The sequence below is a fragment of the Bacillus sp. FSL K6-6540 genome, assembly GCF_038007545.1.
Map to the genome: position 1 here is coordinate 1,563,156 of NZ_JBBOXH010000001.1, position 20,400 is coordinate 1,583,555.

At 52.9% G+C, this 20,400-nt stretch carries 13 protein-coding genes; 8 read left to right on the forward strand and 5 right to left on the reverse strand.

Annotation, left to right across the window (positions count from 1 at the left end; genetic code table 11):
• Positions 1 to 7: 7 nt before the first annotated feature.
• The 4 genes from MHH82_RS06685 to MHH82_RS06700 form a co-directional block, all read right to left on the reverse strand.
• Entirely contained in the window at positions 8 to 1,720 is a 1,713-nt protein-coding gene (locus MHH82_RS06685; protein ID WP_340964537.1) for a cellulase family glycosylhydrolase, read from the reverse strand.
• A 345-nt stretch (positions 1,721 to 2,065) separates the two neighbouring features.
• On the reverse strand, positions 2,066 to 5,551 hold the full coding sequence (locus MHH82_RS06690) for a copper amine oxidase N-terminal domain-containing protein (protein ID WP_340964540.1): 3,486 nt from the start codon (positions 5,549 to 5,551) through the stop codon (positions 2,066 to 2,068).
• A 173-nt stretch (positions 5,552 to 5,724) separates the two neighbouring features.
• Positions 5,725 to 6,690 (reverse strand): proline dehydrogenase family protein, encoded by a 966-nt coding sequence (locus MHH82_RS06695; protein ID WP_015733842.1) that lies wholly within the window; start codon positions 6,688 to 6,690, stop codon positions 5,725 to 5,727.
• A gap of 81 nt (positions 6,691 to 6,771) precedes the next feature.
• Entirely contained in the window at positions 6,772 to 7,590 is an 819-nt protein-coding gene (locus tag MHH82_RS06700) for an AraC family transcriptional regulator (protein WP_015733843.1), read from the reverse strand.
• Between the two features lie 159 nt (positions 7,591 to 7,749).
• Here MHH82_RS06700 and MHH82_RS06705 point away from each other — a divergent pair, with 159 nt between their 5' ends.
• The 8 genes from MHH82_RS06705 to MHH82_RS06740 all read left to right on the forward strand — a co-directional run bounded on the left by MHH82_RS06705 (position 7,750) and on the right by MHH82_RS06740 (position 18,631).
• Positions 7,750 to 8,067 carry an ArsR/SmtB family transcription factor gene (locus tag MHH82_RS06705; protein ID WP_015733844.1) on the forward strand — a complete coding sequence of 106 codons (318 nt, stop codon included), beginning with the start codon at positions 7,750 to 7,752 and terminating at the stop codon, positions 8,065 to 8,067.
• Positions 8,068 to 8,133: 66 nt separating this feature from the next.
• A complete protein-coding gene (locus MHH82_RS06710) occupies positions 8,134 to 8,616 on the forward strand; it encodes an SRPBCC family protein (protein WP_015733845.1) in 483 nt (160 codons plus the stop codon).
• Positions 8,617 to 8,746: 130 nt separating this feature from the next.
• On the forward strand, positions 8,747 to 9,754 hold the full coding sequence (locus MHH82_RS06715) for a C45 family autoproteolytic acyltransferase/hydolase (protein WP_015733846.1): 1,008 nt from the start codon (positions 8,747 to 8,749) through the stop codon (positions 9,752 to 9,754).
• A 16-nt stretch (positions 9,755 to 9,770) separates the two neighbouring features.
• The gene (locus tag MHH82_RS06720) at positions 9,771 to 10,361 is read left to right on the forward strand and encodes a hypothetical protein (protein ID WP_340964547.1); all 591 of its coding nucleotides are present in this window, start codon (positions 9,771 to 9,773) and stop codon (positions 10,359 to 10,361) included.
• A 379-nt stretch (positions 10,362 to 10,740) separates the two neighbouring features.
• The gene (locus MHH82_RS06725) at positions 10,741 to 11,442 is read left to right on the forward strand and encodes an ABC transporter ATP-binding protein (protein ID WP_009591627.1); all 702 of its coding nucleotides are present in this window, start codon (positions 10,741 to 10,743) and stop codon (positions 11,440 to 11,442) included.
• A gap of 10 nt (positions 11,443 to 11,452) precedes the next feature.
• On the forward strand, positions 11,453 to 14,767 hold the full coding sequence (locus MHH82_RS06730) for an FtsX-like permease family protein (protein WP_340964552.1): 3,315 nt from the start codon (positions 11,453 to 11,455) through the stop codon (positions 14,765 to 14,767).
• 284 nt (positions 14,768 to 15,051) lie between these two features.
• Complete coding sequence (locus MHH82_RS06735; protein WP_340964555.1) at positions 15,052 to 16,794, forward strand: ABC transporter ATP-binding protein; 1,743 nt, start codon at positions 15,052 to 15,054, stop codon at positions 16,792 to 16,794.
• The gene (locus tag MHH82_RS06740) at positions 16,775 to 18,631 is read left to right on the forward strand and encodes an ABC transporter ATP-binding protein (protein WP_340964558.1); all 1,857 of its coding nucleotides are present in this window, start codon (positions 16,775 to 16,777) and stop codon (positions 18,629 to 18,631) included. The genes MHH82_RS06735 and MHH82_RS06740 overlap by 20 nt, the downstream gene beginning before the upstream one ends.
• A 308-nt stretch (positions 18,632 to 18,939) precedes the next feature.
• Here the strand turns inward: MHH82_RS06740 and MHH82_RS06745 are convergent, their stop codons facing one another.
• A complete protein-coding gene (locus MHH82_RS06745; RefSeq protein ID WP_340964560.1) occupies positions 18,940 to 20,334 on the reverse strand; it encodes an MFS transporter in 1,395 nt (464 codons plus the stop codon).
• Positions 20,335 to 20,400 lie beyond the last annotated feature (66 nt).

Here is a 20,400-nt window from a genome sequence, read left to right on the forward strand (position 1 = left end):
GCATAACCTATGAGGTGCTGCCGGTCACGCTGCTGCCGTTCTTCGTTAGGTTGTAGGTAATGACCTCGCCGCTCCAGAAATGAAACTTGAGGATGACTTCTCCGTCTCTGACCTCGTTAAAAAAGACAGGTTTAAGCTTGATTTCATGGCTTGCGTAGGATGGGGAAAACGTGTATTCAAATTCCTTGAAGGAGGTCCAGTCCTGCGGCCCTGCATTGCCTCCCGATGCGTAAACAGCCTCCATCGTGGCCAGCTGATCCCCGTTAAACGTCGCGGGAATGCTGAACGAATCAGTGGTTCCCTGCGTGCTGCGCAGCACAGGCGTATCATGATAAACAACCCTGAAGTTCCAGTCCGCGCCTCGGTTGAACTTGGCCGTCAGTACGGCATTCACTCCGAATTGTCCGGATAAAGTCAGCCTGGACAGCAGGCTGGATGTAAACGTAATCTCATTTCCGTTCAGGGTATAATCCTGCCCGGCGACTAACCGCTGTCCGTTTGAGCGGATTTCGGCCAATGCGTTGCCGTTCAAGTTCAATGGGATGCTTTGATCCTGGACCGCCGCTCCTTTTTTCACAAAAATCAGATCGGTATCAGCCGTGGAAGAACGCCCGCTCCAACCAGCCTTCATGATATTGTACAGCTCCGGATCGGACCAGGTGAAGGCGGTTCGCTTAAAGTGCTGGCCGTTGTCCCATAACATATGGGTAATGTTCTTCTGTTTGAGATAATGGGTCAGATATTCGAAGAACTTCAGTTTCTCGCCCTGCTCAATGACCCCTGTGCTTTGATCGAAGCCAAGCAGCCCGTATTCGCCAAGGATAACGGGAATCCCTCTAGCGATAAAGATGTCATATACATGGTTGAACGTCTGATCGATATCGTTTCGGGTATCCGTCTCAAAACGGGTATACCCCGCGATGTTCACGCTGAATGGCCAAAACCCATAATAATGGACGGTGGCGATGAGATTGGCATCATTCAGCTTGGTCATGGTGTTGTACAGCTCGTTCATTCTAGCTTGAGTCGGGGATGCCTCAAGGGTAGAGAGCACAAGCGGCCGGGTTGCATTGCGTGCTCCAGATCCGCGGACGATCCGATGGAACGACGTTTGAAGCTCATCCAGCATCTGAAAGGCTTTGGACTCGTCGGTGGTCCCGCCATCCGAGAAGCGGGGTTCGTTGACGCTTTCAAACATCAGCTTGCTCGAATGGTTACGGAAGCGCTGGGCAACTTGAGTCCATACGGCGTTGTACTTGGCAACGACTTCGTTGCGGTTGTTCTCCATATGGCTGATCCACAGCCACGAATCGTGATGGACATTGATCATGACGTACAGATCGGCGTCCAGCGCCCAATCGACAACCTCCTCGACCCGGTCCATGTAAGAGGCGTCGATGGCATAACTCGGTGCACTGCCGATGTGATGGTTCCAGGTTACCGGAATGCGGATGCTCTTATATCCCTGTGCCGCAATTTGGTCGATCAGCGCTTTGGTGATGCGCGGATTTCCCCATGCCGTCTCGTCAGCTCCCACGGCATCCAGCGAATTGCCCAGGTTCCAGCCGGGCTGCATATCATTGACGTAGGCTTGGAGATTTTTCTTTGGAGGCTTTGGATGTTCGTGTTTCGCTGCGGATGCGTATGAAGGGAACAATGAGATGACCAGAGAAACGACGAGAGCCAAGGAACAGATGGATTTCTTATTGAGGTTTATCATTAGCATCTCCTTTGTCATGAAGTTGTGAAGCGGTATTTTCACTAGATTCATTCAATAACCGTTATCCGTTGTTGAGGACCTAGCTGCAACATTGGCTATTAAGGTTAGAATTCACCTCCAAACGATATTTTTGAAAGCGCTTTCTAATAATAAATTATCATATTTTTCCATGGGGAAGTACCCGGATAATTCATCTTAAAATCATGTGGAATTTAGTTATGAGAGCAAAGAAGAGTTCTGATATGGGGGCTTGATGGAAGAAGCGGATAAAAAAGAGCCGTACCTCATCGTTTTAGTGATGAGGTATGGCTCTACATGTTAAAGCTTAATTTGATGCGCCTTGGATTAAGGCGTTTTCTTTAATACAACAAGCGTTTTGGACGCTTCGGATAAAGGCGTTGCGGATTGTGCGCTCGAAGCAAGTTTCTTATCCTGGGATTGCACGGACAGGACATAAACGGCGTACTTCGCATTGTCTTTAATGTCTTTACCCAGGGCATCCTTGGCAGGGATATCGATGAGGGTCGAGACATCTTTGCCATCCGGTTTTATTGTTGCATTCTTATCTTCTTTGGCAGCGGCGTCCGTTGCTGCTTTAAGATTGAAGGTCTTGATGTTGTCTTCCTCTACAAACAACAGGCGGTAAGCCGTAATGCCTCGCTCATCGATCGCCCTCTTGAAATCGACTTGAAGCTTCCCGTTGGCATCCAGTTTGGCTGTAACGGCCGTGGTTTGGAGCGGGTTCGGGATTTCGAATTCTTTGGACGATTTAGACATAGCATTTGTGGTTGAAACTGTACCATCGGCTACGACAAGAATAAATACTTTGTATTTATATCCGGATTTAATGTCCTCACCGTTGATATCTTTAACTTTATTTGACAGAGTTTTCTCTACCTTACTGTTTGTTGGTTCAACTTTAGTGTACCAATCCACATTGGTTATTCTATTGGCATCATCCAATCCAAATCCTTGATCAGATGGTACCACCATAATTCTGTATTCTGCGATGGTGCCTGCATTGGAAGCTGGAGTGAATCTAACAACAATATCACTGGCATTCCCGTTGGTGCTTACAATCCCGGCATACACATCCGAAGGAACCGTGACGGCCGTACCCGTAAGCTTGATAGGCGCCGATGGTGCCGACAGGGCATTGCTTATGGAGCCATTATTGCTTACGGACAGTACGAATACTTGATAATCCACCGAATTGCGAATCGGCTGACCTTCGACGTCTCTTGTTTCAGGTCTCAGAGCTTTACTGAAATCGGTACCGACCGTTACACTATCATAGTTGTCATTACCTACATTGTTAGCTTGAGCTACAGTAAAGCTGCCAGCATTGGCTTGCTTTACGACCATGATTCGGTATTCTTTGATGTTGGCTTCATTTGGGGCTTTGGTGAATGATACTTTCAAGTCGCTTGCGTTATTATTGTCTCCCACATCCGCTGCCGTAACGTTCGTTACTGCCGCTACCTGGGTCACGCCTTGAATCGTAACCGCACTAGAGACCGACGAAAGCGCGTTGCTGTAATTCGAATAGCTGTTGCCTACAGACAAGACATACACGCGGTAGCTTTGACCTCTTTGAATGAGGTCTCCATCGCTATCCTTGGTCGTGTTAGCCAAATCCCGAGTGATGGTACCGCCGGTTTTGTTAACCAACGTGTAATACCCGTTGCTGTAAGCTTGCGACACGTTCAGGCTTTTGTTTGACTTTACGACGATCACCCGGTAATGGTCGATGTAGCTTTCGCCATAAGCAGGACTGAAGGTGACTCTCAGGTCGCTTCCGTTTCCGTTATTGCCGTTTAGCGTCAGGGACGGCGTGGAAACAGGGTTAACGTTCTGATTGGCGTTCCCAAGCGTAATGGAAGCATAGTCAGATAATGCATTGTTACTGGTCGAATATCCTACGGACAGGACATAAACGCGATAGCTGACCCCGTTGCGAATCAGTTCTCCGTCAATATCGCGGCTGCCTGAATTCAGCACTTGCGACATGTAGTTGCTGCTGCTGTTGTTCTTGCTGATTTGCGTATAATAATAGCTGCTTAAATTGTTTGCCCTGTACAGATCAAAATAACTATTCGATGATTTGACAACGAAGACCTGGTAATGGCTAATATTCGATTGATCGGACGGGCGATAGAATGACACCTGCATGTCGCGACCGTCATTGTAGTTGTTCACGTCGGTGACGGACAGGCTGGTAACCGCGCCCACATTGTAGCTGGAACTCAAAATGATGGAGCTCGATGGAGCGGACAGTACGTTGTTATTGGCGTTATTGTTGTCCACCGCCATGACGAATACGCGATAGTACACGCCGTTGCGAATCGTTGCTCCATCCACGTCTCTGGCGCCCGATGACAGCGTCAGGTTCGTGATGTTATTGCCGGTTTTGTTGACATGGGTATAGTAGTTGTAGCTGGAAGCCGTGTTGGCTCTGCTTAGGTTGAAGCTGCTATAACTGCTGTCCTTTACGACAAACACGCGATAAGAATGAATGCTGGATTCGTTGGATACCTTGTTGAAGCTTACGCGCAGATCGCGGCCATCACCGGCATCGCCGATATCCGTTACCTGCGTGATGAAAGGAACCGTTGTATTCCCCGTGCTGAGGGTGATGCTGGCCGAACCGGAGGAGAGGTTGCTTGCAAGCACGCTCTCGTTGCTGCTGACAGACTGAACGAATACGGTGTAAGCGACTCCGCTGCGAATGAGCTCGCCTGAAGTATCGCGGGCGGAAGAGCTCAGCGTCGTGGTCAGCGTTGTGTTCGTCGTGCTAGTTTTGCTTACCGTTGAGTAATTTTGGCTGGATACAGACTTGGCTGCCGCCAGATTGAAGTTAGCTGCATCCTTCGTTTTTACGACATACACGCGGTAGTTGCTTACATTGCTCTCGTTTTGGGCACGCGTAAAGCTGACCTGAAGATCACGGCCATCGCCGTAGTCGCTCACATCGCTCGCTTTTACGTTGGTTGCTCCGTTCACCGAATTGGTGTTAGTCAGCGTCAACGACGGGGAAGCCGAGGAAAGGGCATACGTGCCGCCAGTTTTGCTGACTGCCAATACATAAGCTTTATAAGCTTGATTATCGCGGATAAGGTCACCGTCCACATCCTTTGAGCCGGATGTAAGGGTCAGCGTCGGATCCGAGCCGGACGGATATACCGTGGCGTAAGCAGCGGAGGATACTCGCTGTGCCTCGGTTTGGTTCAATGTCTTGGACTGCTTCACAATCATGACGCGGTAATGCGAGATTAAAGATTCAGTCGACGATTTGGAGAAGCTGACCTGCAGATCGCGGCCGTCTCCGGCATTGCCGATGTCCCGAAGAGTCACATAATTCACCGGCACGATGCCAGTAGTATTTCCACCGCCGCCGGAATTGTTCGTCGTGGTGACGGTAACGGTTTTCGTTTTGGAATTCCAGCCGATTTTTTGGCCAAGGGCTTCGCTTACGAAGCGGACCGGCACCATGGTGTTGCCTTTTAAGTTCTTCGCCGGTACATCCAGCGCTACCGTCTTGTTATTGATGGTGGCCGTCTTGGAGTTGATTTTTAGGATGACGGTTGTGCCATCCTTGACCGCCGTGACGGTTTTCGTCTTTTGATTCCATTTGACCGATGCGTCCAAGGCTTCGAAGATGGATCGCATCGGAAGCATGACGCGCCCCTGGATCATGACAGGTGCTTGAGGCGTATACAGCTTGACGCCATCAATCAAGACGCTGATGTTCACTGCCGCCTGGGCCTGCGATTGGAATGTCATGGGAATTAACAGTATAGCTGCTAGCAAGGCAGTCCATATTCTTTTCACACGCTCAACCTCCTGAATTCGCTTTGTTATTATTTTCCTCTACAATATGACGCATTCGTTCATAATAAAGTTTCAACTATTACATCGGCATTCCGAAAATATTTTTTAGTACCAGATCATAAATAAGGGAAGAAACAGCAAATATTTGCTGTTTCTTCCCTCGTTATTGTTGATCAATATTGGGTAATGGGTTCGGTGCCGCCTGCGATCGACCGGGTCACCGCGTCATAGATATTCGGCGGGTACTCGGCGATTCGGTGGCACAAGTACAGGAACCACTCCTCGCCGTATGTCAGGTAGATTCGGACGGGGAAGCCGTCGTCTTTCAGTTGCTTGGCAAAGTCCGTTCGTATGCCATACAGCATTTCAATTTCGACGGCTGCGCCGCGATACACTTCGTTGCGGGTCATATGCCGCAGGATACGTTCATCATGAGTGGCGACCGATACCGGCCTGCCTGCCTGAACGCATAAATCCACCAATTGAATATGCCTAGAGGTAAGCGTCTCGGAACGAGGAATATAGTGCCCCTCTTGTTCCTGATAGGCGCCTTTTACGATGCGGATCGTGCCGGAACCGTAGGTAAGAATTTGTTCGAGATCTTCCAGGCTTCGGGGTAGCTGGGCTTGCAGCGTGATGCCGACATTCGCGAACCGGGCCGATATTTTGCGATGCAGCGCAAGGATGGCATCCGTTTTGGCAGACTCCTCCATGCTGATGACCAGCTCCAAACCGGCTTCCTCCGCTTGGCAGGCAAGCCCTTCAAGATGCCGATAAGCCAAATCCCCGTCTACCGATAATCCGATATGGGACAGGTCGAGCGAAATACGGGTGCCCGGCCGGCCATTCGAGCAGGCTTCGATTAAACGGGAGAACTCCAGGAAAGCCTGTGTACATTCGGCTTCGGTCAGGGTGTTCTCCCCGATATATTCCAGCGAAGTCCGATAACCTCGGGCATCCAGTGCATCCCGGCAGAACAAACCTCGCTCCAGCACGTCTCCCGCGACAAAACGCTCGGCTGCACGCAGCAGGATCGGATACCATTCGGCCGATTGCCGGACGTATTGTTTGAGCTGCAGGTTACGGGCAACTGACTTCAGAGCGTCGGCAAAATCCCGTTCAGATAAAGAATCGTTCAAGTTAAACACCTCGCAACATTGGGATCTTCATAATTCTATCAGCGTCTGCGCGAGGCGGTATTGTATAAAATTGCGGTTAGTTTAAGATGACGCTGCTTTCGCATACCGAAGAGGCGTTGTCCCAACGCACCCGGCAAAAGCTCTCGTGAAATGGCTCTGATCGTAAAACCCAGACTCGGCAGCAACGTCGGCGATGGTCTTCCCCTGTAACAGCTGCTCTTTCGCATAATTGATGCGCAATAAATTTTGGTAGGCATGCGGAGCAAGATGATAGGTTTCCGTAAACATCCGAATGAGGTGGAATTTGCTGATCCCGGATATGTCCTGCAGGGTATCGAGTGTAATGCGATCTTTATAATGATGATCCAAATACTTCTTCGCTCGCAGCATAGCCGGGGATTCAGGCACATTGCCGCCAGGCACCGAGGCGCTTTCCTCCTGAAGCAGGCCCGTTTCCCGCATTAATGCCATCAGCATGGATTCAATCTCCAATGGAGTGGCTTTTTGCTGAAGCCCTGTTCTGCAGGAATGAACCAGATTTCGGCAGCGATCGTTTTGATATTTCGGCAGCAGGATGGGCATATCGGATTGGGAGGGATGATAGCGGGCAGGCGCAGGGTCGAGCCACCGGGGATGGATAAAAATCATCGTATATTTCCAGTCGGCGGGATTCTCGGGGTGGCAAGCATGAGGGAGCAGCGGCGGAAAATGCACAATATGTCCCTGAGCAGCCTCATACCGTTTCCCGGCAGACCATATGCGGGTAGCCCCTTGCTCAATGAGACCAATGGAGATTTCTTCGTGAAAATGCTTTTTGTAGGCCAGATGATCCCAAGCATCGCATTGTTTGATTTCCAAAAACGGCAGATCAGGGTCGCGCAAAAATATAATATCGGGCATTTTCGTCACTCCTCTTTTTGACTGGGGCATTCCCGTATTACCGTGTTAAAACCGGACATCAATAGCTACATTATAAAGAAGTCGTTATGTTTGTTCAAAGACGGCGTGAACCTATTATATAACTTTACGGAAATATAACTGTATAGTAATATAATAAACATGTTGAACGATAACCTTTTTGAAGTATTGGCAGAGCCGAACCGCAGGACGATATTGGACTACCTGCGCGTGAAAGAGTGTACGGTGGGGGAGATTGTAGATCTCATGCAGCTCAGCCAACCCGGCGTGTCCAAACATCTGCGCATTTTGCGGGATGCAGGCCTTGTCTCGCTGCGGAAAGAAGCACAGAGGCATGTGTACAGCCTGAATGCCAAGCCTCTGGAGGAGATCCACGACTGGCTGGAGCCCTATCGGCAGTTCTGGACGAACAAGCTGGATGATCTGGAGAGGCTGCTGGATGAGGATGAAGCTCCGTAATCATCCTAAGGCCGCCAGATTGGATGAACCATTTTTGAATCAAACATTCCATGAGGAGGATGAGTGATGCTGGCTGTTGTACGGCAAGACGAGTTCGGAACGACCGTCCGATTTGAACGCCGCCTGAAGCATTCGGTTGAGAAGGTGTGGTCCTATCTGACGGATAATGACAAGCTGAAGCAGTGGTTTTCGGAGCTGAAGGTGGAGGATTTGCGCCAAGGCGGAAGAATTACCTTTGACATGCAGGACGGAACGTTCGAAGAGTTTGAGATTACGGACTATCGGGAGTTATCGGTACTGGAGTATACGTGGGGAGAGGACCGGGTGCGTTTTGAGCTGCATCCCGAGGCCGAAGGCTGCCGTCTGGTGTTGATCGAGACGATAACGAACATCACGGATCATACGCCGAAGGATATTGCCGGTTGGGACGTATGCCTGGACGTCATTGAGGCACTGCTGGATGGCAGGACGCTTGAATCGCGCAAAGACGCCTGGTCCGAAAAATACGAGCAATACGTTCACGTATTTGAACAATTGCCCCGAGCATAAATTTTGCTCCTTCCCAGCATGCAAACATGCGGGGTTGGAGCTTTTTTTATTGGAAGGAGATTGAATTCCATCTATAATCGGATGAGGGATATATTCCCATATGGACTACCGTCTGGGTGGAGGGATCAAAATGCCGGATTACAAGGTAAACATCTTGCAGCTTAGAGAAGATAACTATTATAACGGGCTTAAGCTGGGCCGCAGCCTGCGAAATCAGCCCATATTGAAAGCTTTCGAAGCGGCCACCAAACCGGAGATCGACACGGAACAGCTGAAGAGCATCTATAATGAGTTTGCCCCGCAGCTGCTAACGGAGCTTGAAGGACTGTCGGAAGGTTTGGAAATGTCCTTTCCCAAAACCGCGGCGCTTCTGGGCGGATACGACGTCCCGAAAATCGCGGCCATGGGCTGCTCGGCGATGATCACGGCTTCGTATTACGTAAGAAATTACGATTTTACGCCTGCGTTTTACGATGGTTATTTTACTGTGGCTCAAGCCGATCAAGGCCTGGCAACCGCGGGCTATAATTTGCAGGCCATAGGCAGGCATGACGGGGTGAATGAGCAAGGGCTTGCCGCCGGGCTGCATTTTGTCAGCTTTGACGGATACCGGACGGGACTGTCGCCTTGGGTCGGCGTTCGGATGATACTGGAATCGTGCGGCACGGCAGAAGAAGCGTCTTATATGCTGCGCCATATTCCCCATGCGGCTTGTTATAACTTTTCAATAGGAGATGCACGGGGCAACATGGCCGTTGTCGAGGCAAGCCCGGACCAAGTGATTCCCCGTATGGGCGGGGAGGCGGCAATCGCCTGCGTTAACCATTATGAGGCGTTGACGGGCAAAAACAGGCCTGCCATCGAGCATTCCCTGCGGCGTAAACGTTACCTCGACAGCCTGGATGCGGAACGGTTAACCCAAACCGAGGCTTTCGGTTTGTTTAAGGATCCAAAGTCCCCGTTGTTTTTTACGGATTACGACGATTTGTTCGGAACGCTGCATACCTTTTCGTACGCCTTCGAAAATGGAAGGGTCATGACCTCGCTTGCTCAGGGCGGCGTGCTTGATTTTTCGTTCAGGGAGTGGATCCGGGGACAAGATATCCCCGAAGCGGCGTTGACGGGACATATCGATTGATATGAGGACGGACAGGGTGTTTAAAGCTCGGGCAGCAGGATTGCGCTTGGGTGCAATCGCGGCGATGTTAGTCCTCCTGTTGCTTTGTGCCGGAAAAGCCGATGAGGATATGACGCTTCAGAACGAGATCAACATTCCTTTTTTATATCGACTGCTAATGTCGTATGCCCCGGATTCATATACAGTAGAAAGCCAATACGGCAAACCGGATATCGTAAGAAAAGAACGGGACTATACGTATGAAATTCACGAAATGGCGGATGGCAGCAAGCTGGTTTCGTTCTTTTATCCCCGAGGCGGACATCTCACGGATCAATGGCGGCTTAGCCGACTCCCGGAGTGGAGCGAGTTTGAAGTTTTGGTTCCAGGGGAAGCCCTTGCTCAAGAAGTCAAACGGATCGATCCCTATTTTAAGCTCATGACCGACGCGACCCATGAGACGGGAACCAGCGAGCATCGTCTCCGGGATACCGGCTTGGCCACGATTCAATACAAGCACGCAGGGGGCAGATGGATCGTGGATTCGATCGAGTACACGGCACAGGACCCTTCCGGTTTCGTAACTAAGCTTCGTGCGGAGGACCGGGCGATCTTCTGGAAATCATAGGATGTTTATCATGGCTTTATTATGAGCGCTTCTTCCGGGTGAAGGAGCGTTTTTTGTGCCGTTCGTGCATGCCGAATCTGGAACATTCTGTGACTTAGCCGTCTGGGGCGGTTCAGCGTTTTCTTTGGCGGATTTGTTTATGCTACACTGATTTTAAGGATGGATTCACGGATCAGGACAAGCGAAACAAGTGAATCTAACAACGAAGAACGCACAAATACAATAGCCGGCTGCACAGGTTTAGGCAGACGCCGCAGTACGTATCCGTATAGACATTGACCATCCTGCAACTGAAGCGCCTATAGACCGCTTGGGTTACCTAAGATTCTACATAACGTTCCAGGCCGAAACGGCAACGATGAGTTGGGAGTGGAGTGACATGGCTTTTGTGAGCATTAAGGATGGATATAAGCGCTATCGGATGGGCGAGACCACCATTGTAGCCAACGACGGAATCAACCTGGAGATCGAAAAGGGCGAGTTCGCGATCATCGTCGGTCCCAGCGGCGCAGGAAAATCCACGGTGCTGAACATTTTGGGCGGCATGGACACCGCCGATGAGGGGCAAGTGCTGGTGGATGGAACGGACATTGCCAAGTTCAACAGCAAGGAGTTGACGGGATATCGGCGCAATGACGTCGGATTTGTGTTCCAATTTTACAACCTGGTTCCCAATCTGACGACAAAAGAAAACGTGGAATTGGCCTCGCAGATTTCGCCCCGGGCTCTGGATGCCGAGCAAGTGCTGCGGGATGTCGGCCTGGAGCAGCGCCTGAACAATTTTCCGGCACAGCTGTCCGGCGGCGAACAGCAGCGGGTGGCGATTGCCAGGGCGCTTGCCAAGCAGCCGAAGCTGCTTCTCTGCGACGAACCCACGGGTGCGCTTGATTACCATACCGGGAAGCAGGTGCTCAAGCTGCTCCAGGATACCTGCCGCCACACGGGAACGACCGTTATCGTCATTACGCATAATTCTGCCCTGGCACCGATGGCCGATCGCATCATCGAGATCAACAATGCCAAGGTTCGGAAGACGGTGGTAAATCCGAATCCCGTTTCCGTAGACAGCATTGAGTGGTAGGGAGACATAGATGATGAAGAAGAAAGCGTTATGGACTGATATTTTCCGGGAAATATCGCGTACAAAGGCACGGTTTCTGTCCATTTTTGCGATTATTATGCTCGGCGTCGGCTTTTTCGCGGGGATCAAGGCCACCGGGCCGGATATGCTGGATACGGCGGATCACTACTATAAGGATTTAAAACTGATGGACCTTAAGGTTCAATCGACCTTGGGTCTCGAACCAAGCGATATTGAAAAGCTGAAACGGGTAGTCGGCGTGGATGCGGTTCAACCGGGCTACGGCGCGGACGTATTTCTCGGCGACAGCGGGCGGATCGCGAAGGTGCTCTCCTATGACCCAGGAAATAATCTGAATCAATATGTGCTTACAGAGGGGCGAATGCCAGAGGCAGCAGGCGAAATCGTCATCGATGCAGGAGAGAGAGGAAACGAATTTAAACTGGGGGATCAGGTCACCTTTACCAATCCGGATCAGGAAGTGGATTTGGGGGAAACGTTTGATCACCTGACGTATACAGTCGTTGGAAGAGCGAAAAGCCCGCTGTTCATAAGCAGCATGAGCCGGGGAACGAGCGGTATCGGCAAAGGAACGGCGGATGTATTTGCCGTTATTCCGGAGAAGGATTTTAAACTGCCTGTTTATACGGAAGTCTACTTGACCTTTCATGACACGGCGGAACCTGCTCCTTATACAGCCGAGTATGACGAGAAAATCAGCCGGCACAAAGAAGCGGTTGAACTGGCGCTGGAGGCCATGCCACAGGAGCGGCTGGCGGAAATCCGTGCAGAAGGGCAGAAGAAGCTGGACGAGGCGACGCACAAAATCGAGGATGCCAAGAGGCAGCTTGCCGATGCGGAGCAGGAGTTAACGGATGCCAGGCTCAAGCTGAATGAAGGCGAGCAAGCGTACCGCGATGGGGTGAACAAGCTTCAGGCCGAGCTGGCCCAGGGGCAGGCTAAACTGGATGCGGCGGAACAAGAACTTTCGCAAGGCAGAGCGGAACTGAAACGCAATCGGCAGAAGCTGGAACAGGGCCGGAATCAGCTCAAGACGGGTCAGAGCCAATTGGAGCAACAAAAGACGGAGCTTGCGCCAAAGCTGGCACAAGGACAGCAATTGGCCAAGGCGCTGCAGCAAATCTCCGGCTTGGACCCGGAGGTCATCCCGGACGAGCAGAGGCAAGAGCTGCTCTCGGCAGCTCAGTCAGCCGATCCGAAACTAGGGGCGGTCGCCGCCGGCTTCATGGACGGCGCATTGGACGGCGCTGCTTTGCGACAGGCGGCTTCCGCGTTCCAGCGTGGCCTGGACGAGGCTTCGCTGCAGCTGGATCAGGCTAAGCAGAAGCTGGATGCAAGCGAAGCAGAGCTGAAGGACGGGCAGGCTAAGCTTCGGGAAGCCGAGCGTCAGCTCGCGCAGGGAGAGGCTTCGTGGAAGCAAGGAACGGAAGAGCTTGCAGCCGCCAGACGGGAGGGGGAAGCCAAGCTCGCGAATGCGAAAGCGGAACTTGCCCAAGGACAGGCGGACTACCGGGAAGGTCAGGAGAAATTCAAAGAGGAAAAAGCAAAGGCTATGCGGGAGATCGCCGACGGCGAGAAGGAAGTGGCCGAGGGCCGGAAGGAGCTGGATCAGCTTGAGCTTCCTAGGGTCTATGTCATGGACCGTAGCGTCAACCCGGGATATACGGAGTACAGCGATAACGCGGACCGCTTATCATCCATTGCCACCGCGTTCCCGGTATTCTTTTTCCTGATTGCGGCCCTCGTCAGCCTGACGACGATGACCCGGATGGTTGAGGAGCAGCGGCTGCAGATCGGAACCCTGAAAGCCCTCGGTTACAGCAACCGGGACGTGATGAAAAAGTTTCTGGTCTATTCGACGCTGGCGAGCGTTGCCGCATCGGCTGCCGGACTGGCCGTCGGCTTTACCCTGTTTCCCGCCATCATCTATGATGCTTACGGCGCTTTGTATAATCTGCCCGATGTAAGAACCAGCTTCTATCTCAGCTATAGCGTCGTCTCGGTTGTCGTGGCTGTACTCTGCACCACCATGACGGCTTATGTGGCCGTGCGGGTGGAGCTTCGAAGCAACGCCTCGGTCTTGATGCGTCCCAGGGCGCCCAAGAACGGATCCCGCATATGGCTGGAGCGAGTGCCTTGGGTGTGGAACCGGCTCGGCTTTATTGGAAAAGTAACCGCGCGAAATCTCTTCCGCTATAAGCAGCGGATGTTCATGACGGTCTGCGGCGTGGCCGGGTGCACGGCCCTCATTCTGACCGGTTTCGGTCTTAAGGACTCCATCGGGGATATCGCGCCGATGCAATACGGCAAAATCATGCAGCACCAGGCGACCGTGGTATTCCAAGAAGATAACGGCGAGAGCGGCGGGCTGGAGGATTATAACAAGCGCCTAGCGGGAGTTCCGGAGATTACGGGAATCCTGAACGTGACCCAGGAGGCGATGACCGCGGCAGCTCCCGGCGTGAACGGCCAGGATGTGAATTTGTTCGTGCCGCAATCGCCGGAGAAGATCGATTCGTTTATCGTGCTGAAGCCCCGCGAACAGGGGCAGACGCTGTCGTTGTCGGATGACGGGGCGATCATTACCGAGAAGCTGGCCAAGCTGTTCGGTCTCGGCATTGGCAGCACATTCGCCGTCCAGAACAGCGACAATGAACCCTTTGAAATACGCGTGGCGGGGATCACGGAGAACTATACCTTGCACTACGTGTACATGACGCCGAAGTACTACGAAGACATTTTTGACGCAGCGCCCGAAGTAAACAGCCAGCTGCTGACTTATGACCGTAACGATCCGGAGTGGGAGGATCGGCTCGGGGAATCGTTAACCGCAAGCGAACGGGTCGCCATGGTGAGTTTCACGAGCGGCGTGAGCGACGCCTTCAGCGATACGATGGACAGCATGAACGTCGTGGTGGTCGTCCTGATTGTGTCCGCTGCGGCCCTCGCATTTGTCGTGCTGTACAATCTGACGAATATCAACGTATCCGAACGGATACGCGAGCTGTCGACGATTAAGGTGCTTGGCTTCTACGACAAGGAAGTAACCATGTACATTTATCGGGAAAACATGATCCTGACCGTGCTCGGGATCATAGCGGGCAATCTGGCAGGCATATTCCTGCACCGCTTCGTGCTCCTGACCGCAGAAGTGGATGCGATGATGTTCAGTCCCACCATCCATGAAATCAGTTATGGCTACGCGGCGCTGCTGACGCTGCTGTTCTCGGCCATCGTCATGGCTTCCATGCATTACAAGCTGAAGCGGATCGACATGATCGAAGCGCTGAAGTCCGTGGAATAACATATAGTTCGGCAAGAGAGCCATTTTCGGGAGACGATCCTTGTGAACGGGCTCTCTTTTTCGCTGCCTGTTCATCCTGGTTTTTATGTTGCGCGCCATGCGTGAAGAGGTAATGGAATGCGATTTCCGGCGATAATTTTCATCCGCCGGCAAGATCTAGGAGAAAATATATTATAATAGACATATCCAGCCAATGTACGAACTAATATTGCTACTACATGAAGACCTGTGGGTAAATGATGTAAGAAATAGGATAAGGGTCTTCGACATTCGGAGGAATGCATATGGGAATTGTCTTCTCGATCTTGAAAAAGTACCGCGTTGCAGCGATTGCGGCACTTGCCATGATGCTGATCGAGCTCACCGTCGAGCTGATTCAGCCGCTGCTTATCTCCAAAATCATCGACGACGGCATACAGAAGCAGGACATGTCCGTCGTATGGATGTGGGGAGCCGTTTTGACTGGAAGCGCTATTATAGCCTTCATCGCCGGGATATCCAGCTCTTTTTTTGCTGCGCATACGAGTCAGGGGCTCGGTTATGATCTTCGCGATCAATTGTATGACAAGGTGCAGTCGTTCTCTTATTCGATATTTAACCGGTTCGCCACCTCATCGTTGATTACCAGGCTTACGGGTGACGTCACCCAGATTCAGGACACGGTGTTCATGGGCCTGCGGTTCATGACGCGCGTCCCGCTGGTGGTGCTCGGCAGCATTATCATGGCACTGGTCGTGAATGTGAAGCTGGGCTTGCTGCTTGTGCTGACCGTGCCCGTATTGTTCATTTTCATCGCTTGGATCATGAAGCGGGCTGCCGATGCGTTCCGCAGCGTCCAGCAGCGGCTGGATGCGGTGAACGGCGTCATCCAGGAGAATCTGACCGGGATTCGCTTGATCCGCGTATTCGTGCGCATGGGTCATGAGATTGAGCGCTTTGCCCGTACCTCCGGCAAGCTGATGAGCACCACCGTCTCGACCTTGCGATTAACGGAGACCACGATGCCGTTTATTCTCCTCGTTATGAACGCCGGGATCATGGCGGTCCTGTGGTTCGGTCGCAAAGATATTGCGTCCGGCAGTGCCAGCGTCGGCGAGGTGGTCGCCGTCGTCAACTATTCGCTGCGCTGCATCGGCGCCATGTCCGCCCTGTCTTGGGTCGTCGTTGCCTTTTCCCGCGGACGGGCTTCCGCCCAGCGTGCGCAGGAGGTGCTGGACACGGAGGATACGGCGGCAGGCGCAAACAAGGACCAAGCCGGAAAAGTGGATATTCAAGGTGGCGTCAAATTCGAGCAAGTGAGCTTCAGTTATCCGGGCAGCGACATCGACGTCCTGACGGATATTTCCTTTGAAGCGAAGCCCGGTGAGCGCATCGCCATCATGGGAGCCACGGGTTCCGGCAAATCCTCGCTGGTCCAGCTGATTCCGCGGCTTTACGAGGAAGAGAAGGGGACCGTGTTCGTGGACGGCGTGGACGCCGCGTCGATCGATGAGGTGAACCTGCGCAGCAGCATCGGCTATGTGCCGCAGGAAGTGCTGCTCTTCTCCGGGACGGTGCGGGAGAATATTGCTTGGGGACGCGAGGATGCAAGGATGGAAGAAATTCAGGAGGCGGCTCGCCGAGCTCAGATTCATGAGACCATTGCGCATCTGCCTAACGGGTATGACACGATGCTGGGCCAGCGCGGGGTCAATTTGTCCGGCGGACAGAAGCAGCGCCTGTCGATTGCGCGGGCGCTCGTGCGAAAGCCCGCCATCCTCATCCTGGACGACAGCACCAGCGCGCTTGACGTCCGAACGGAAGGCGCCCTGCTGGATGCCCTCAAGGATTTATCCTGCACGACGTTTTTGATTACGCAGAAGATCAGCTCGACCACTTCGGCGGACTTGATTCTGCTGCTGGATGACGGGCGTTTGATCGGAAAAGGGAATCATGACGCTTTGATGAAAAGCTCCGCTCTGTATCGACGCATCTATGAATCCCAGTATGGAGAGGAGGCGCAGCATCATGCTCAAGGCATTCACTGAACCTTTTCGTCACCCAAAACCGAAGCTCGATCTTGACAAGAACAAGGATGGCGGCAGCCGTGGCGGCAAGCCGAAAGCCAAGGCCAAAAACTGGTCGGGCACCCTCTCCAGGATATGGACCTATCTTGCCCGGCGCAAAGGGAAACTCGCGCTCGTGCTGCTGATGGTGATGTTCAGCTCGGGCCTGGCGCTGCTGGGTCCCTATCTGCTCGGCGTCGGGGTGGACAAATTTCTGGATGATGTAAGAAATCCCGAGAGCACCATCGACTGGCTGTACTTTCTGGTTGGCCTGGCCGTCGTATATGTCCTTCAGGCCTTAACCACCTGGCTGCACAACGTCTGGATGATCGGCATCGCCCAAGAAACCGTGTACCGGATGCGGATGGATCTGTTCACGCACCTGCACCGGCTGCCGATTCCGTTCTACGGGAAGCGTCAGCAGGGCGAAATCATGAGCCGTCTGACGAATGACATCGAGAACGTGAGCTCGACGCTTAACAGCTCGGCCATTCAAATCTTCTCGAGCGTGCTGACTTTAATCGGCACGTTAACCGTCATGTTATGGCTTAGCCCGCTGCTTACGCTTCTGACGTTCCTGGTCGTGCCCCTGATGATGATGGGGATGCGCTGGATTACCCGTCGGACCGGCCCGCTGTTTAAAGAGCGTCAGCGCAATCTGGGGGATCTGAACGGTTACATTGAAGAAACGCTGTCCGGGCAGCGAATCATCAAGGCTTTTTCCCAGGAGGAACGGGTGGTCCGCGAATTCGATGAGCGCAATCAACGGATTCGTCTATCGGGCTTCTGGGCGCAGAGCATATCGGGCTTCATTCCGAAGCTGATGAACGGGCTCAACAATTTGAGCTTTGCGATCGTAGCAGGCATTGGCGGCATTCTGGCGATTCAGGGCCATATTACGATCGGCGTCATCATTATATTCGAAAGTTACGCGCGGCAGTTTACGAGACCGCTGAACGATCTGGCGAACCAATGGAATACGCTGCTCTCCGCCATTGCAGGTGCGGAACGCGTATTCGAAGTGCTGGACGAAGAGGTGGAAGCGAAGGATGAAGGAGCGGCCGTCACGCTGAAGAGCGTGGAGGGGGCGGTCAAGTTCGACAACGTCTCGTTCTCTTACGATAAAGACGGGGACACCCTGGAAGGCATCAGCTTTGAAGCAAAGCCCGGCGAGATGATTGCGCTGGTCGGTCCGACCGGTGCGGGAAAAACCACCTTGATCCAGCTTCTCTCCAGGTTCTACGATCCGGACAGCGGAAGCATTACCCTGGACGGCCGGGATATTTCTTCGATCCGCAGGGAAAGCCTGCGTTCGCAGATGGCTTTCGTGCTTCAGGATTCGTTCCTGTTTCAGGGAACCATCCGTGAGAATATCCGTTTCGGCCGGCTGGATGCGACCGACGAAGAAGTGGAGGAAGCCGCAAAATTGGCTAACGCCCACTCGTTCATCGTGCGCATGAAGGACGGTTATGACAAAATGCTCAAGCCTGACGGCAGCGGCATCAGCCAAGGGCAGAAGCAGCTGCTTGCGATCGCGAGGGCGATTCTGGCCAACCCCTCCATGCTGGTGCTGGATGAAGCGACAAGCAGCATCGATACCGTAACGGAGATCAAGATCCAGGAAGGGCTGCAGCGATTGATGAAAGGCAGGACGAGCTTCGTGATAGCCCATCGTCTGAATACCATCCGCTCCGCCGACCGCATCTTGGTGCTGAAAGACGGACGCCTGCTGGAGCAGGGCTCCCATGAGGAGCTGCTGAAGCAGGGAGGGTTCTACAGCGACTTATATCATGGACAGCTGAAGCGCGCCGCCATGTAACCTTAGAGTGGCACCAAGAGGACGAAGCGCATGTCCTTCTCTGCCCGCAGCCGCGTTTGGACGTATAAGGGTTACCAGGTATAGGCAGGCACCATAGTATCCATAGCATCGTCATCGCATGTAACAAATTAGAGGCATCAGGACATCATCAAAACCACCGGAGCGGCTTACAGCCAAGCGTTGCTCCGGTGGTTTTTTTGTCGGCATGCGCGGATTCAGATCTGCGCAGCCTGTATGCGAATAGCCCCGATCATAGTCGGATGGGCAGGCATGTTTTCATCAAACGACCCCGCATTGGCTGCCGTTACTTATTTGGATCCGGTGGTTTGAACCTGCAGCTTATGCTGTGCCGTCCTGCCAAATTGCAGCATAAACAGCAGAAGGATTCCTGCTTGCAACGCCACCAAGACGATATAGATGTTGCTGTAGGTCGAAGCTCCCTGTACCATGCTCAGCGGGTTCCAGCGGGTGCCGGCGCCAAGGTCGACGGCTTTGCCGTAAACCCCGGTGGCAATCGCGCCGGACAGGAAGTTAAGCAGGGAGAACAGTCCCATGCCGACGCCGGTTTGCTCTTTGGGCAGCGATAAGGAAATCGTCTTGGAGAGCGAGATTTGCATAAACATGATACCGACATTGCCGAAGATCAGGAACAGTGCGATCAGGAGCGGCGATACGCCAGCGAAGGTGGACAACAGGGCAAAGCACAGCAGCAGCAGGGTGGAAGCCGCATAGAATAAATAGCGGGTTCCCTTGGTATCCGCGAGCTTGCCGCCTCTTCCGCCCAGCATGGCCGTGACCACGGCTCCGGGCACCATGACAAATCCGATCCATCCCGGAGCCAGACCGTTCAAATCCGACAGCAGCTGCGGAGTAAGAAAAGGCAGCGCATAACCGACGCTCATGATGAACATGCCGAGGACAAGTCCGACCGTGTAGCTTCGGTTGCGGAATAAACGGGGCTGGACGAAAGGCGCTTTAGCCGAACGAATGCGCAGAAGGAACGCAAGGAACAGGATCAGGCTGCCTAAACCGAATATCCAGCCGCCTTGGGTCACCGAGAGGAGCAGCAGCGCAACCGTTCCGGCCAGAAGTCCGCCGCCGAGCCAATCGATCCGTGCGCCCTGGCCCTGTTCATTGTCCAGATATTTGCGATAGAGAGGGAGGGTGACCAGGATGAGCAGCGGAATGAAAAAGAGCCATCTCCAATGGAACGTGCTAACGACCAATGCGGAAACCACCGGCCCGATCGCGTTGCCGATGGCGAGCCCGGTCGCCGTTATGCCGAGTGCGCGGCCCCGGTTTTCCGCAGGGAAGTAACGGACGGGAATGATCATGGCGATTGCCGGAATGACGGCTGCCCCCGCTGCCTGAAGGATTCGTCCCAGCAGCACCATCCAGTAGGCCTGTGCGGCCAAGCCCGTGATGGAACCGACAAAGAAGAGAAGCAATCCGAAGGTGACCAGATTTTTGAGTTTATAGGTGTCGGCCAATTTTCCGTACAGGACGGAGCCTATGGCATAGATGAGCATGTAAATCGACGATACCCAGCTGACCTGGGCGAAGGAAAGCCGGAATTCCTGGCTGATGTCCGGAAGCACGATATTAAACATGGTTGCGCTCATCGATGAGAGAATCATCGTAAACGCCAGAATGCGTATTAATTTTTCAGCCGGCGGCTGTTGCGGTTGTTGATGCTCGTTCATGTGATTTCCCCCTTTCCTTTGGTTACGATTTATTCTACAATCGATAGTTAATAAATAAAAATATAT